The 15,325-nt window shown below is 70.6% G+C and carries 12 protein-coding genes; 4 read left to right on the top strand and 8 right to left on the bottom strand.

Features of this window, described 5'->3' with window-relative positions; all coding sequences use genetic code 11:
- Window positions 1–21: 21 nt before the first annotated feature.
- Both ASF76_RS07960 and ASF76_RS07955 read right to left on the bottom strand, forming a co-directional pair.
- Entirely contained in the window at window positions 22–924 is a 903-nt protein-coding gene (locus ASF76_RS07960; RefSeq protein ID WP_055955763.1) for a 1,4-dihydroxy-2-naphthoyl-CoA synthase, read from the bottom strand.
- A gap of 132 nt (window positions 925–1,056) precedes the next feature.
- Window positions 1,057–1,854: an LLM class F420-dependent oxidoreductase gene (locus ASF76_RS07955; RefSeq protein WP_055955760.1), complete on the bottom strand. Its 798-nt coding sequence runs from the start codon at window positions 1,852–1,854 to the stop codon at window positions 1,057–1,059.
- Between the two features lie 47 nt (window positions 1,855–1,901).
- On the opposite strand from ASF76_RS07955, the gene ASF76_RS07950 reads away from it, so the two are divergent.
- Complete coding sequence (locus ASF76_RS07950) at window positions 1,902–2,903, top strand: o-succinylbenzoate synthase (RefSeq protein ID WP_055955756.1); 1,002 nt, start codon at window positions 1,902–1,904, stop codon at window positions 2,901–2,903.
- Here the strand turns inward: ASF76_RS07950 and ASF76_RS07945 are convergent.
- On the bottom strand, window positions 2,890–3,516 hold the full coding sequence (locus tag ASF76_RS07945) for a TetR/AcrR family transcriptional regulator (RefSeq protein ID WP_055955752.1): 627 nt from the start codon (window positions 3,514–3,516) through the stop codon (window positions 2,890–2,892). The two genes, ASF76_RS07950 and ASF76_RS07945, sit on opposite strands and share 14 nt — an antisense overlap.
- Before the next feature lie 118 nt (window positions 3,517–3,634).
- On the opposite strand from ASF76_RS07945, the gene ASF76_RS07940 reads away from it, so the two are divergent.
- From ASF76_RS07940 to ASF76_RS07930, 3 genes are all read left to right on the top strand, one after another.
- The gene (locus ASF76_RS07940; protein WP_055957123.1) at window positions 3,635–6,535 is read left to right on the top strand and encodes an MMPL family transporter; all 2,901 of its coding nucleotides are present in this window, start codon (window positions 3,635–3,637) and stop codon (window positions 6,533–6,535) included.
- Window positions 6,532–8,874: a YhgE/Pip domain-containing protein gene (locus ASF76_RS07935; RefSeq protein ID WP_055955749.1), complete on the top strand. Its 2,343-nt coding sequence runs from the start codon at window positions 6,532–6,534 to the stop codon at window positions 8,872–8,874. Before ASF76_RS07940 ends, ASF76_RS07935 begins: the two co-directional genes overlap by 4 nt.
- Before the next feature lie 481 nt (window positions 8,875–9,355).
- A complete protein-coding gene (locus tag ASF76_RS07930; RefSeq protein WP_055955745.1) occupies window positions 9,356–10,243 on the top strand; it encodes an endonuclease domain-containing protein in 888 nt (295 codons plus the stop codon).
- 254 nt (window positions 10,244–10,497) lie between these two features.
- On the opposite strand, the gene ccsB is transcribed toward ASF76_RS07930, so the two are convergent.
- The 5 genes from ccsB to ASF76_RS07905 are packed head-to-tail and all read right to left on the bottom strand — an operon-like array spanning window position 10,498 to window position 15,276.
- On the bottom strand, window positions 10,498–11,505 hold the full coding sequence (gene ccsB, locus ASF76_RS07925; protein ID WP_055955742.1) for a c-type cytochrome biogenesis protein CcsB: 1,008 nt from the start codon (window positions 11,503–11,505) through the stop codon (window positions 10,498–10,500).
- Between the two features lie 4 nt (window positions 11,506–11,509).
- A complete protein-coding gene (resB, locus tag ASF76_RS07920) occupies window positions 11,510–13,303 on the bottom strand; it encodes a cytochrome c biogenesis protein ResB (RefSeq protein ID WP_055955738.1) in 1,794 nt (597 codons plus the stop codon).
- Window positions 13,284–14,030 carry a cytochrome c biogenesis CcdA family protein gene (locus tag ASF76_RS07915; protein ID WP_055955735.1) on the bottom strand — a complete coding sequence of 249 codons (747 nt, stop codon included), beginning with the start codon at window positions 14,028–14,030 and terminating at the stop codon, window positions 13,284–13,286. Before ASF76_RS07915 ends, resB begins: the two co-directional genes overlap by 20 nt.
- On the bottom strand, window positions 14,027–14,632 hold the full coding sequence (locus ASF76_RS07910) for a TlpA family protein disulfide reductase (RefSeq protein WP_055955732.1): 606 nt from the start codon (window positions 14,630–14,632) through the stop codon (window positions 14,027–14,029). Before ASF76_RS07910 ends, ASF76_RS07915 begins: the two co-directional genes overlap by 4 nt.
- Window positions 14,632–15,276: a histidine phosphatase family protein gene (locus ASF76_RS07905; protein WP_055955728.1), complete on the bottom strand. Its 645-nt coding sequence runs from the start codon at window positions 15,274–15,276 to the stop codon at window positions 14,632–14,634. Before ASF76_RS07905 ends, ASF76_RS07910 begins: the two co-directional genes overlap by 1 nt.
- Window positions 15,277–15,325 lie beyond the last annotated feature (49 nt).

Genomic DNA, 15,325 nt, shown 5'->3' with positions numbered 1-15,325 from the left:
TCACGCGCCGCACCCGTCTCGTCAGTAGTGCCACGGCACGTCGGACCAGTCGGGGTCGCGCTTCTCGAGGAAGGAGTCGCGACCCTCGGCTGCTTCGTCGGTGCCGTAGGCGAGGCGGGTGGCCTCTCCGGCGAACAGCTGCTGTCCCACGAGACCGTCGTCGACGGCGTTGAAGGCGTACTTCAGCATGCGGATCGCGGTGGGCGACTTCGTGAGGATCGTGCGGGCCATCGCGAGGGCCTCGCGCTCGAGCTCGGCGTGCGGCACGACGCGGTTGACGGCGCCCATCTCGTACGCGCGGTCGGCGGAGTACTCCTCCGCGAGGAAGAAGATCTCGCGCGCGAACTTCTGCCCGATCTGGCGCGCGAAGTATGCGGAACCATAGCCGGCGTCGAACGAGCCCACGTCGGCATCCGTCTGCTTGAAACGACCGTGCTCCCGGCTGGCGATCGACAGATCGCACACGACGTTGAGGGAGTGTCCCCCTCCCGCGGCCCAGCCCGGGACGACGGCGATGACGACCTTCGGCATGAACCGGATGAGGCGCTGCACCTCGAGGATGTGGAGGCGTCCCGCGCGACCCGGGTCGTGGACGGCCGTCTCGTCGTGCGAGTACTTGTAGCCGTCGCGGCCGCGGATGCGCTGATCGCCGCCCGAGCAGAAGGCCCAACCGCCGTCTTTTGCGCTCGGTCCGTTGCCGGTCAGCAGGACGACGCCGATGCGGTGGTCTTGCCGGGCGATGTCGAGGGCGCGGTACAACTCGTCGACCGTGTGCGGGCGGAAGGCGTTGCGCACCTCGGGCCGGTCGAACGCGATGCGGGCGACGCGCCCGTCGTGGGTGACGTGGGCGGTGATGTCGGTGTAGTCCGCGGCGCCGGGCGCCAGGGTCCATTCCGCGGGGTCGAAGAGCTCGGAGACGGTCACCCGATCAGCCTACGCGCGGCGCCCCTGCGCGGAACGGGACGGCTGGATCGAGAGGGCGCAACGTCACGCCCGCCGGACGGACCCTTCCCTCGCGTATTCTTCGCGCGGTAGCGGGCTGACGCCCCGCCCGGTTCACGCGTTCTTCGAGTCGCGCCAGGTCAGCCAGCGCTCGACGAGGGAGTAGTCCCAGTCGGGGCCGGAGAAGCCGAGGGTGAACAGGCGCGTGCCGGCGTCGAACAGCGCATCAGCCACGGTCTCGTCTCGGTCCTTGAGCTCGTTCGAGACGATCAGGCCCGAGAGGTCGCGCCCCTCGGTCTCGGCCCACTTCTCGATGACGCCGAACTTGTGGGGCAGCTCGTCGGGTGTGACGAAGCTGTGCCAGATATCGGCGTGACGGGCGACGATGCGCAGGGTCTTCTGCTCGCCCTTGCCGCCGATCATCACCGGGATGCCGCGGGTGGGCGCGGGATTGAGCTTGCCCCAGCGCTCGACGACGCGGTCGAGGTCGGTGGCGAGCGCGTTCAAGCGCGAGCCCGCGGTGCCGAAGTCGTAGCCGTACTCGTCGTAATCGCGCTGGAACCAGCCCGACCCGGTGCCGAAGATGAAGCGGCCGGTGTCGCCGCCCTTCTTGCTGATGTGGTCGATCGTGCGGGCCATGTCGGCCTGCAGATCGGCGCCGCGGTAGCTGTTGCAGTTGACCAGCGCACCGAACTCGACGCGTTCGGTCTGCTCAGCCCAGGCCGCCAGCATCGTCCACGACTCGAAGTGCTCGCCATCGGGGTCGCCGTAGAGCGGGAAGAAATGGTCCCAGTTGAAAAGGACGTCGACGCCCATCTCCTCCAGCCGGAGGACGGCGTCGCGGATGTCGGAGTACTGCACGTGCTGCGGCTGGATCTGGACGCCGAGTCGGACCGGGGTATCGAGGAGCATGCGGCCAGCCTATTCCGGGCCACCGACACCGGGGCCAGGATGGGGGCATGAGCACCACGCGCCTCCCCCCGCTCGCCGACGTCCTCGCCACCGCACGGGTGGTCGCGCTTCCCCTCGTCACGCGGTTCCGCGGCATCGGAACCCGAGAAGCCGTGGTGTTCGAGGGACCGCAGGGGTGGACCGAGTTCTCGCCCTTCACCGAGTACGGCGACGCTGAGGCGGCGACCTGGCTCGCCGGGGCCCTCGATTTCGGGTGGGAGCCCGCACCGCCGACGCGGCGCGACGCGATCCCGGTCAATGCCACGGTCCCCGCCGTCGCGGCATCCGAGGTGGCCGGCGTCCTCGCCCGTTATGACGGATGCCGCACGGTGAAGGTCAAAGTGGCCGAGGCGGGGCAGACACTCGCCGACGACGTGGCGCGCGTGCGGGCGGTGCGCGAGGTCATGGGACCGGAGGGGCGCGTGCGCATCGACGCCAACGCGGCGTGGAACGTCGACGAAGCCGAGCGCGCCGTGCACGCGCTTTGCGCTTTCGACCTGGAGTACGTCGAGCAGCCGTGCGCCGAGATCGACGAACTCGTGCAGCTGCGCGAGCGCATCGCCTATCTCGACATCGCGATCGCCGCGGACGAGAGCGTGCGCAAAGCCGCCGACCCGCTCCTCGTCGCCCGCGCGGGCGCCGCGGACCTGCTCGTCATCAAGGCTCAGCCGCTCGGAGGGGTGCACGCGGCGATCGACATCGTCGCGCAGGCGGGTCTGCCGGTGGTCGTCTCCAGCGCGCTGGACACCTCGATCGGGCTGTCGATGGGCGCCGCCCTCGCGGCGGCCCTGCCGCAGCTCGACTTCGACTGCGGGCTCGGCACGGCCTCGTTGTTCGCGGCCGACGTCGTGGCATCCCCGCTCGTCGCCCGGGGTGGCCTGCTGTCGCTCGAACGCCCCCGCCCCGCGTCCGCCGACCTCGACCGCGTGGCCGCCGCCGACGAACGGCGCGACTGGTGGCTGGCGCGCCTTCGCCGCTGCTACGACCTGCTCGAGGTCACTCGAGGATGAGCCCGACCACCTGCGCCAGCCGCTCGGCCAGCCCCGATCGCGACAGCGCCGGCGCCTGACGGGTGAGCAGGGCCGTCTCGGAGGTGGAGACCCACACCGACAGCAGCAGCTCGGTGGCGACGTCGGCGGGCACGCGCAGCGCCAGGCCTCGTACCTCGGCGATGTCGCGGACGAGCTGCGTGACGCTCTCGCCGAGCCCCTGGTTCAGGGCGAGGTAGGCGTGGGCGAACTCGGGATTGCGTAACGCCTGCAGACGCGTCTCGGCTCCGAGGAGCACGTCGAGGCGGTCCTCGCCCGTCGCCTCGAGGACTTCGTGCACGAGCTGCCGGACGTCGCCGGCTGTCTCGAGACCGCGATCTTCGATCGACGTGACCCGGTCGCGGACGGCGGCGATGGTGGTCTCGGCCGACCGCGCGCACAGCGCCAGGAACAGCTCCTCCTTCGAGGCGAAGTTCGAGTAGAACGCACCACGGGTGAAACCGGCGCGTTCGCAGACGGCCTCGACGGATGCCGCGTCGATGCCGACCTCGGCGAACATCTCGGCTGCGGCGTCCATCAGACGGATGCGGGTGTTCTCTCGGCGCCGCGTCGTCGCGGGAGCGGAATCGGTCATCCACGACCTCCTGTCCTCGGGTGACGTCCAGGTTCGACGTCGCCATCTCGGTCTACGATACATTGATGTATCCGATACGGTGCTGTATCGACTCGTTCACCGATCGTGGGGAGCCACCGTGTCGACATTCCTGTACACCCTGGGTCGCTGGTCGTTCCGCCACCCGTGGCGCGTGCTGACCGCGTGGTTGCTGGTGCTCGTGCTCGCCGGGGGCGGGGTCGCGCTCTTCGCGAAGGGCACTGACAACACCTTCACGATCCCCGGCACCGAGTCGCAGGCGGGCCTCGAGATGCTCGAGCGCACCTTTCCCCAGGTGAGCGGGGCGAGCGCCGAGATCATCGTCGTCGCCGCCGACGGCTCAAGTGTGCGTGACCAGGCGTATCAAGACGCCATCGCGACGACGACCGCCGACGTCGGCGGGCTCGACTTCGTCGAGGCCGTCACCGATCCCTACGACTCGCGCATCGCGGGCGGCATCGCCGACGACGACCGCGCGGCCATCGTCCGCATCCAATTCTCCGGCGAGGCGACCGCCGTACCCCAGGCCACGGAAGATGGGCTCCGCGACGCCGCCACCGCCCTCGGTTCCGCCCTCCCCTCCGGTTCGCAGGCCGTCCTCGGCGGCCAGCTCTTCGCCACCGAGATTCCCGGAGCGACCCTCACCGAGGCCCTCGGGGTGCTCATCGCCGCGCTGGTGCTGATGATGACGTTCCGCTCGTTCCTCGTGGCCGGCATGCCGCTGGCCACGGCGATCCTGGGCGTGGCCCTCTCGATCGGCCTCATCTTCATCGCGACGGGCTTCGCCACCGTGTCGGCGACCACGCCGCTGCTGGCGGTCATGCTGGGACTTGCGGTGGGCATCGACTACGCCCTCTTCATCGTGTCGCGACATCAAGACCAGACCCGGGCGGGGATGGACCCCGAGGAGTCGACCGCGCGCGCCGTCGGCACCGCGGGATCGGCCGTCGTCTTCGCCGGCATCACCGTGCTCATCGCCCTCATCGGGCTGAGCTTCGCCGGCATCCCGTTCCTGACGACGATGGGCATCGCCGCATCGGTCGCGGTCGCGATCGCGGTGTGCGTCGGGCTGACCCTGACCCCGGCGCTGCTGGGCTTCGCCGGTCATCGCGTGGTCGGGTGGGGGCACAAGCGGCCGAAGAAGCGCGCCCGGGGCGTCGCGACCGACGAAGACCCCGTTGAGGCCGCCCGGGCTGCGGCCGAGAGTGAAGAGAAGGCCGCGACCGCGGCCATCCGTGCTCAGCGCAACGGACCCGCGAAGCGCTGGGTGGGGCTGGTGACACGGCGTCCCGTGGTCACCACCGTCGCCATCGTCGCACTCCTCGGCACGGCGGCGATCCCCGCCGCCTCCCTCGCCCTCACCCTCCCGAATGCCGGACAACTGCCCGAGGGCGACGAGGCCCGCGTGGCGTACGAGCTGACCGACGAATACTTCGGGCCGGGCGCCAACGGCCCGCTCATCATGACCGGCACCATCGTCACGAGCAACGACCCGCTCAACCTGATGACCGACATCGGCGATGAGATCGCGAAGATCCCCGGCGTCGCCGAGGTCGCGCTGGCGACTCCGAACGAGACCGCCGACACCGGCATCGTGCAGATCGTGCCCGAGACCGCGCCCGACGACCCGCGCACCGCCGATCTCGTCCGCGAGTTGCGCGCGCAAGAAGACCGCCTGTACGACGAGTTCGGCGTGCGCCTCCTGGTCACCGGGTACACCGCCGTCACGATCGACATCTCCGACCAGCTCGGGGCGGCACTGCTGCCGTTCGGCCTCTTCGTGGTCGGCCTGTCGCTCATCCTGCTGATGATCGTGTTCCGCTCGATCTGGGTGCCCCTCACCGCCGCGGGCGGCTACCTGCTGTCGGTCGCCGCCGCCTTCGGCGTGGTCGCCGCGGTATTCGAATGGGGGTGGTTCGCCGACGCACTGCACGTCGCCAAGGTCGGCCCCATCATCAGCTTCATGCCGATCGTCGTGATGGGCGTGCTCTTCGGCCTCGCCATGGACTACCAGGTGTTCCTCGTCTCGCGCATGCGAGAGGACTACGTGCACGCGCGTCGCGACGGACGAACAGCACGTGAGGTCGCGCTCGGCGCCGTCCGCAGCGGGTTCGCGGCATCCGCCCGCGTGGTGGTCGCGGCCGCCGTCATCATGTTCGCCGTCTTCGTGGCGTTCGTCCCCGAGGGCGACTCCAGCCTCAAGCCCATCGCGCTCGGCCTCGCCGTCGGCGTCGCCGTCGATGCCTTCCTCGTGCGCATGACACTCGTGCCCGCCGTACTCGCCCTGCTCGGCGACAAGGCCTGGTGGATGCCGCGCTGGCTCGACCGGCTGCTCCCCAAGTTCGACGTCGAGGGCGAGGCCGTCGAGCGCGAGGTGCGCCTCGCCGACTGGCCCGCCGAACCGGCGATGGCCGTCGCCGCCGACGATCTGCGCACGGCCGAGGCCTCGGATGCCGAACAGCCGGTGTTCCGCGATGTCTCGATTCGCGTCGGGTACGGCGGGACACTGTTGGTCACGGGCGAGACGCCCACCACCCGCACCCTGCTGCTCGCTGTGGCCGGGCGCCTGTCGAAGATCGAGGGGAAGCTGCGGGTCGACGGGTTGCTCGTGCCCGAGCGCGCGGGCGCCGTGCGTGCACGTGTCGGCGTCGCCCTGCTCGACGATCCCGCAACCGCCGGCGCCGAGATCGTGCACGCCGTCAGCGGCGGAGCGCGCATCGTCGTGGTGTCCGACATCGACCGCCTCGACGACGATGCCCGCGACGAGGTCGCGCAGGTGCTGCGTCGGGCCGCGACCGCGGCGCGCGAGCGAGACGTCGATGCCTCGTCGCCCTTCACCCTCATCGTCTCGGCGCGCGACGAACGCCGAGCCCTCGCCCTGCTCGCCGAGGCGCAGCGGCCCGATGTGGTCTCCCTCGCCCTGCCGACCCGGCGCCGTCACCGTCCGAGCGAACCGGCGCAGCCGGAATCCTTCGCCGATATCTCCGAGGTGTTCGCATGACTCTCCCCGTCGAGCGCTCCCGCTCACGCCGCCCCGTCACCTGGCTGACGCTGATCGGCGTCCTGCTCCTGCCCGCCGTCATCGGCGGCATCCTCGTCGGCGCGCTGTACGACCCCACCGACCGGCTCGACAACATCACGGCCGCGATCGTCAACGACGACAAGGCCGTCGAGCTCGACGGTCAGCTCGTTCCGCTCGGCCGTCAGCTCACCGGCGGACTGGTCAAGGGCGCCGATGATCAGCCCAGCAACATCGACTGGGTCATCTCGAACGACGAAGACGCCACGGCGGGTCTCGCCGACGGCACCTACACCGCCGTTGTGACCATCCCCGAGAACTTCACCGCCGCCTCGCTTTCCACCCGCCCCGGCGAGACACCCGAGAAGGCCACGATCGATGTGCAGACGGCGCCCGACGCACGCGTCGTCGACGGTGCGATCACCGCGCAGTTGGCATCCACCGCGTCCAGCGTCTATGGCAGCGAACTGTCCTCGCAGTATCTGAAGAACGTGTTCCTCGGGTTCACCACGCTCGGCGACCAGCTCGGTCAGGCAGCCGGTGGCGCGCGCCAGCTCGCCGACGGCGCCTCGCAGGCCGCCACCGGTGCAGACGGACTGCAGGACGGTGTGGGCCAGCTCTCCGACGGCGCCGGCGCACTCTCCAGTGGCGTCGGTCAGCTGGCCACCGGGGCCGACCAGCTCTCGGGTGGCGTCGGTCAGCTCGCCACCGGCGCGGGAGCCCTCTCGAGCGGTGCGGGCCAGCTCGCGGCCGGGGCGGGCGAGCTCTCGGGCGGGGCCGACCAGATCTCGAGCGGTGCGACGGGACTGGCCGACGGCGCCGACCAGCTCGCCAGCGGCGCCGCCCAGCTCGCCACCGGCACGCGCGACGCCGCGGCCGGAGTCGGGCGACTCGCCGGCGGCGCCGACGGCATCGCCGAGGGCAACCGCCAGCTCGCCGACCAGATCGGACAGATCGCCGACGCCATTCCTCCGGGCTTCGAGCAGGCAGCGAACGATGTGGCCGATGCGGCCCCGCAGGTCAATGACGCGCTCGTCACCGCCGCAGCCGATCTGCAGCGGCTGGCGGACGCCTGCGATGCGAACACCAGCCCGGAGCTGTGCGCGCAGTTGCGTGTCGCCTCCGACCGGGCCATCGCCGCACTCCCCCGTGCCCAGCAGACCGTGACGGACATCGGGCAGATCGCCCGACAGGCGGCCCAGCTCCCGGCCGGCGTCCGCACGATCGCCGAGGCCAACGCGCAGTTGGCCGATGGAGCCGCGGGCCTGGCCATCGGCGCACGCGACGCCGAGAGCGGCCTGAACACGATCGCCGGCGGCATCGACGGTGTCGCAACGGGCGCGACCGGGCTCGGCGACGGTGCGCGACAGCTGGGTACCGGTGCGAACGCGCTGAGCTCCGGCGCCTCGCAACTGGCCGGCGGACTCGACCAGACGCGTGACGGGGCCGCGCAACTCGCCACGGGCGCCCAGGGTGCCGCTGGCGGCGCCTCGCAGCTCGCGACGGGCGCGCAGGGCGCCACCGACGGCGCCTCCCAACTCGCGACCGGCGCGCAGGGCGCCGCCGACGGTGCCGGTCAACTCGCCGACGGCGTCGACCAGGTGGCATCTGGAACGACATCGCTCGCCGCCGGCCTCGACACCGCCGTGTCCCAGCTACCGACCTACACCGACGCGGAGGCGGCCACTCTCGCTGACGTGGTCGCCGACCCCGTCTCCGCGACCGGCGCGAGCGATTCCCTCTTCGGCCTTGCGGCGGTCCCCCTCCTGGCGATGGCGGTGCTGTGGTTCGGCGGGCTTGCCTCGTTCGTGGCATTCCAGGCCGTCTCGGCACGGGCGCTGACGAGCCGTCGACCCTCTGCCCTCGTCGCTCTGCGAGGCTTCCTGCCGGCGGCCGGCGTCGGCGCCGCGCAAGGCCTGCTGGTCGCGGCGGTCGTGCAGGTGGCATCCCGTTACGACTGGGGCGACTGGGCGCTCTTCGCCCTGATCTGCATCGCCGCGGGAATCGCCTTCGCAGCCGTACACCAAGCGCTCGTCGCCGTGTTCGGGGGCGCCGGGCGCTGGGTGGCCGCCGTCATCGGCGCACTCGCGCTCGGAGCGACCATCGTCTCGACCGTGCCTCCCGCCCTCGCCGCGGCCGCCGCCCTGATGCCCACTGCGCCGGTATACGACGCGATGCTCGGCGCCCTGTCGTCATCTGGCGGCGTCGCCGCCGGAATCGCGGGGTTCGTGGTATGGGCAGTGCTCTCACTGATCGTCACGACGCTGATGGTGGTGCGTCGCCGCACGACATCCGCCCGCGCCGCCGCCCAGCCCGCCTAGCCGCGCAGCCCACAGCTCCGCGGGCGAGCGCGCGACCCCGGGCGGGTGGGGGCCGGCACGCGACCCGGGCGGGTGGGGGCGGGCCCGCGCGACGGCTGGTCGGATGGCGCCGGGCGAACGCAACAAGCGAGCGCGACGCCGGGCGGACCGGGCCGACTCCCTCCGCGCCCGAAACCCCCGTCGAGTGTCCAGAACATGCCGTGTCATCACGCCGGACACGGCATGTCTTGGACACTCAACGTTCGATCGAGACGCGGGCGGGCGCGACGCCGGGCCGACCGGGCCGACTCCCTCCGCGCCCGAAACCCCCGTCGAGTGTCCAGAACACGCCGTGTCATCACGCCGGACACGGCATGTCTAGGACACTCATTGCTCGATCGGGACGCGGGCGAGCGTGAGCGGAGGTCCTCCCCAGGGTTGTTATCCACAGGCGGGAGGGGCGCCGCGCGACATCGCTCGGCACACGCTGTCTGCTAGCGGGATGCGAACTCGACCGCTCCCGCCCGACCTGGGCACCGCCTTCCATGTTCGAGAGGCAGATGTCCTCGGTATCCCCCGTCGACGCCTCGCCGCGGATGACCTCCGGGCGCCGTTCCACGGCGTGCGCGTCGCGCGGGAGGAATCGCTCGAGTCTGTTGCGGATCGCTGCCAGGCCTACCTGCCCCGGATCACGGGCGGGCAGTTCTTCAGCCACACCACCGCCGCGACGCTCTGGGGCATGCCCCTCCCCTTCCGTCACGGAGACGAACTCCACGTCGGCGCGATTCCGCCCACTCGCGAACCTCGCACTCGCGGCGTCGTGGGACATCGGCTGGAACTCCCCCCGGACGGCGTCACCCTGATCGGCGATCTGCCGGCCCCCACCCGCGTCGAGACCTGGGCGCAGCTCGGTTCCCTGCTGCGGATGGACGACCTGGTGGCGGCCGGCGACTGGGTTCTGTCGCAGGGCGAGTCGGTCGAGGACCTCACCGAGGCCGCGCTGAGGGCACGACGCCGCGGTGCCGTCGCGCTGCGCGAGGCGGTGGATTTCGTGCGACCCGGTTCCGAGTCCCCACGGGAGACGCAGGTGCGTCTGATCCTGGTCCGGGCCGGTCTCCCCGAGCCCGAGCTCAATTGGACTTTGCGCACCACCACCGGCACCTTCGTTGCTCGGCTCGACCTGGCCTACCCCGAGCAGCGCGTAGCCGTCGAATACGACGGTCGTCAACACGCCGACACCGAGCAATTCCGTCGGGATGCCGACCGGTGGCGCGCCATCGCCGACGAGGGGTGGACCCTGATCCGCGTGGTCGCTCACCACCTCGACACGCCTGCGCACGACGTCGTCGCCCCGGTTCGGCGAGCGCTCCTGGCCGAACGAGCCCGTTGAGTGTCCAAGACACGCCGCCTGCCCGCTGATCGCCCGGCGTGTCTTGGACACTCAACACGACTGGGTGCCGTGACTCAGGTCCGCGACGCCGCACCCGCCACGCTCGTGCAGGCATCAATTCGAGTGTCCAAGACACGCCGTGGGACGACCCGCAGCGCGGCGTGTCTTGGACGATCGACGGAGGAATGCCCGCGTAACCACAACGGCCGCGTGCGCCGCACACCGGCGTGCGCGTCGCACGCCGGGCCGGTCGCTTACGTCGTCAGGCCGCTGTAGGCGTGCAGGCCCTTGAAGAAGACGTTGACGATCGTGAAGTTGAACAGCACCGCGGTGAAGCCGATGATCGACAGCCACGCCGAACGGGTGCCGCGCCAGCCGCGGGTCGCTCGGGCGTGGATGTACCCGGCGTAGAGCACCCAGATGACGAAGGTCCAGACCTCTTTGGTGTCGAAGCCCCAGAAGCGGCCCCACGCGTCATTCGCCCAGATGGAGCCGGCGATGAGCGTGAAGGTCCAAAAGATGAAGCCGACGATGGCGAAGCGGTAGGCGAGCGACTCCAGGGCGTCGGCTGACGGCACGGTGCGCAGGAAGCTGCGCTTCGGCTCGGCATCCGTCGGCGCCTCGGCGAGCTTGCGCTCGCGTCGCGCCTGGATGAGTTGCACGACCGACAGGCCGAAGGCCAGGGCGAACAGAGCCGTCGCAAGGCTCGCGACGAACACGTGCACGACGAGCCACACCGACTTCAACGGATCGGCCAGAGGAACGACCTCGACGTGGAACGCCAGCGTCGCACCGCCGAGCAGCAGCACCGCGAGCCCCGTCATGAGCGAACCGAGGAAGCGCAGGTCGTAGCGCGTCAGCACGGCGAGGTAGACAGCGATGATGAGCAGCAGCCCGGTCAGCGCGAACTCGTACATGTTCGACCACGGCACCCGCTCGGCCGCGACACCGCGCAGGACGGTCGCGACGAGGTGGAACACGAACCCCAGCGTCGTCAGCACTGTACCCAGGCGAGCCCACAGGTAGCGCGGCTTCGACGCGACGGTGGATGCCGACGACGCGGCGGATCCCCCGATCACTCCCCCACCGCCCGCGGTGACGAGCTCGCGCGCGACGACCTCGTCCTTCGCCTTCAGGGCGAGGTCGGAGCGACGCGCGAGGTCGATGGCGTAGGCGATGAACGCCAGCACATAGATGGCGACCGCCGTCCACACCAAGAGGAGGGAGATCTCGTCGAGGAGAAGCGGGTCGGTTCCGGGCATGGTCTCAGTCTACTTTTCCGGTGTCGGGCTGGCTCTGCGGAGGTGTGGGTGATCCGGCCTCGGGACCGGTCGGTCGCGGGCGCGCGTCGGTGTCGGGCCGACTCTGGGCTGGCAGAGCGGTGCCGTGCTTCTCGACGAGTTGGTCGACGGCCGCGGCGAGGGTCGGGTCCTCGCCGCGCGCGAGGCCCGCGTACTCGATAGACACCCCGTTCGCGGACGGGGTGGCCTTGACCCACATGCGTCGGCGCGGAACGAACAGTGCCGCGAGCAGGCCGAACAGCGCGAGCAGGGCGAACGCGAGCACCCACGGTCCCGCCAGATCCCGGTGGATCGACAGCGATGCGAAACGCTTGACCGACCCGTCGTAGCCGGACGCGCCGGCCGGGGCCTCGTTCTCGAACGTGATGGTGCCCAGGCCGTTGGGGAGGTCCTCCGTCTGGCCGGGCATGAGCTGGATAGCCGGATTGCCGCTGTCGCCGCCGGCGATCTGGGTCATGCCCGAGGGATCGAGCGTGTACACCGAGCGGGGCGTGCCGTCGTCGATGCCGAGGTCGCCCTCGTAGACGCGCAACGTCAGCACCGGATACTCGAGGTCACCGAAGGTGGAGGTGAGCGCCCCCGAGGGCAGCACGTCCATCGTCGGATAGAAGAAGCCGAGCAGGCCGAGCTGTTCGGGCAGGCCGTCGGCGACCTTGATGACGCCGAGCGAGGTCATGTTGGCATCCTGAGGAAGGAAGGCGACCGAGTCGTGGAACACCTCTCGACCGTCGGCGTCGCGGATCGTGACGGTGGGCGCGTACCCGTTTCCGAGGAGGTAGACGCGGTCCCCGCGCACGTCGAGCGGGTGATTGACCCGCACCTCGCCGTCCTGGGGGTCGCCACCGGGAGCCTGGGTGGTCACGTGCGCGACGAAGTCGCCGGCCTGGCCGGCACCGGGCTGTCCGGGAGGCACGTAGCTCACATCGAACTGGTCGAGCGTCATCGAGTAGGGCGTGAGGGTGTCGCCGCTGACGAAGCGGCCGGGGTTGAACGAGGAGTAGTCGAGCAGGCTGTTCGCGAACGCCTGACCCTCCACGAGCACGCGCTGCCCGGTGTAGGTGAAACCGCCACCCAAACCGACCGCGACGAGGACGCCGACCAGGGCCGCATGGAAGACGAGGTTTCCCGTCTCACGCAGGTAGCCGCGCTCGGCCGACACCGAGAACGTCCCGCGACCGTCGTAACGGGCCACCCGGTAGCCGCTCTTTCGCAGCTGAGCTGCGGCGGTGTCGACAGCGGCGGATGCCGCGGCATCCGGATCCCCGTCGACCGCGATCGTGCGGGTGCGGTGATCGTCGAGGCGCGACAGGCGCGCGGGGGTGCGCGGCGGCTGCGAGCGCAGAGCCTTCCAGTGGTGCTTGGTGCGGGGCAGCACGCAGCCGATCAGCGAGATGAACAGCAGCAGATAGATGGCCGAGAACCACGGCGAGGTGTAGACGTCGAAGAGGCTCAGGTTGTCGAGCACGGGAGCCAGGTCGGGGTTGTCGGTGAAGTACTGCGTCACACCGTTGGGATCCGCGGTGCGCTGCGGCACGAGCGAGCCCGGCACGGCGGCGATCGCGAGGAGCAGCAGCAGCACGAGGGCGGTGCGCATCGACGTGAGCTGACGCCAGCCCCAGCGAGCCCACCCCACGACACCCAACCGCGGCTGGGTGATGTCGTCGGAATCGGATGCCGCGGCGGAGTCGGCGTGGTCGGACGGGCGCAGGACGCCGTCCGTGGGCTCCCTTCGCGAGGGATCAGAGGGGGAGCTGGACACCGCTCATCACCCCCTGCAGGGACGACATCCACGCGCCCCAGACACCGGTCACCATGGCGAGTCCCAGAACGACGAGCAGGACTCCCCCGACGATGTTGACCGCGCGGATGTGCTTGCGCAGGAACGCGACGGACCGTGTCGCCCATCCGAAACCGAGCGCCAGGAGGAGGAAGGGGATGCCGAGACCCAGCGAGTAGGCCAGCCCCAGCAGGGCGGCCCGGCCGGGGTCTCCGAGGTTGTACGACACCGACAGAATGGCCGTCAGCGTCGGTCCGATGCACGGCGTCCAGCCGACACCGAGGGCGATACCGAGCAGCGGCGCCCCGACGAGACCGAGATTGCCCTTGGCCTGCATCCGCACCGACCGCTGCGCTACACCGAACAGGCCGATGAACACGAGCCCCATCAAGATGATCACCACGCCGAGGACGCGGGTGATCACGTCGCCGTAGCGGGTGAAGAACGCCCCCGCGGCACCTCCGAGCACGTTGAATGCCATGAACACGAGCGTGAACCCGGCGATGAACAACAGCGTTCCGCCCAGCAGGCGGCCACGACCGGCGGATGCCGAGCCCCCTCGGGGGGCGACCGCACCGCCGATGTAGCCCAGGTAGCCCGGCACGAGAGGCAGCACGCAGGGCGAGAGGAACGAGATGAGGCCGGCGGCCAGGGCGATGGGCACGGCGACCCACAGCGCCCCGTCGAAGACGAGGGCTCCCGGATTCACGCGCCCTCCGCGACCAGGGTGCGCACGATCGCCTCGAGGATGGAGGCCTCGGGCAGTTCGCCGACGATGCGCGCCGCGACGCGCCCCTGCTTGTCGAGTACGAGGGTGGTCGGGGTGGCGTTCAGCGGCGTCTTGTCGTTGAACGCCAGCTTCAGCTCGGCGTCGTTGACGGCCATCGCGCTCGGGTAGGAGATGTCGTGGTCGCGCGCGAACGACTGCGCGGTCGAGGGCTGGTCGTAGGTGTTGATGCCGAGGAAGGCGACGTCCTGCCCCTCGAAGGTCTTGTACGCCTGCTCGAGACGCGGCGCCTCGATGATGCACGGGCCGCAGGTGGCGTACCAGAAGTTCACCACGAGCACCTTGCCGTCGTAGTCGGAGCTGGACACGGTGGAACCGTCGTCGAGCGTGCCGGCGAAGTCGACAGGCTCCCCGCGACTGTCGGCGGGGATCTCAGCGGTCTGGAAACCGTTCGCGGCGATGTAGCCCTTGTTGTCACCGGCGCGGTACTGGTCGGCGAGCGGGTCGGCGGTGCAGGCCGCCAGGCCCACCACGAGGGCCGCGGCGGCGGCGAGAGACCCCGCGGCGGTGAGGATTCGGCGCATCACACGGCTCCTACGTCGACGGCTCCGGCGGTGGATGCCGGCTCGGCGTACGCCACCTCGACCCAGCGCGTCGAGCCGTCGGCGCCGTCTCGCCGCTCGAAACTCGTCACGCTCGACAACGCGCACCGGCGCTTGCGGGGGTCGTGGCGGGTGGGTTGGTGGGAGAGGGCGAGGTGGGTCACCCAGATCGGCAGCTGGTGCGAGACGACGACGACGTCGCCCGAGGGCACCCGCTCCCAGGCGTCGGCCATGGCATCCGTCATCCGGGCGACGATGCGCTCGTACGGCTCGCCCCAGCTGGGCACCGCCGGACGGTGGAGGTGACGCCAGTTGAGGGGGTTGGCCAGCGCCTGCTTCATGCGCCGTCCCTCAAAGACATTGGTCGGCTCGATCACCCGGTCGTCGATGTAGGCGTCGACGCCGAACATCTCGGTGAAGGGCTCGGACGACTCGCGCGTGCGCTGCAGCGGGGAGACCACCAGGGCGCTGACGGGCCGGTCGAGCCCGCGCACGAACACGGCGGCCTGACGGGCCATCTGGCGTCCTGCGACGCTCAGCCCGAATCCCGGGAGCCGACCGTAGAGCACGCGACGGGGGTTGTGGACCTCTCCGTGGCGCACGAGATGCAGGCGATCGGCGGTCACGAAGCCAGTCTAGGCGCGGGTTCTGTGGTCTGACTGAGCGGGGACGCCG

This window comes from Microbacterium sp. Leaf151 (genome assembly GCF_001424225.1).
Taxonomy (GTDB): Bacteria; Actinomycetota; Actinomycetes; order Actinomycetales; family Microbacteriaceae; genus Microbacterium.
This window is presented reverse-complemented; position numbering and strand designations above follow the sequence as displayed.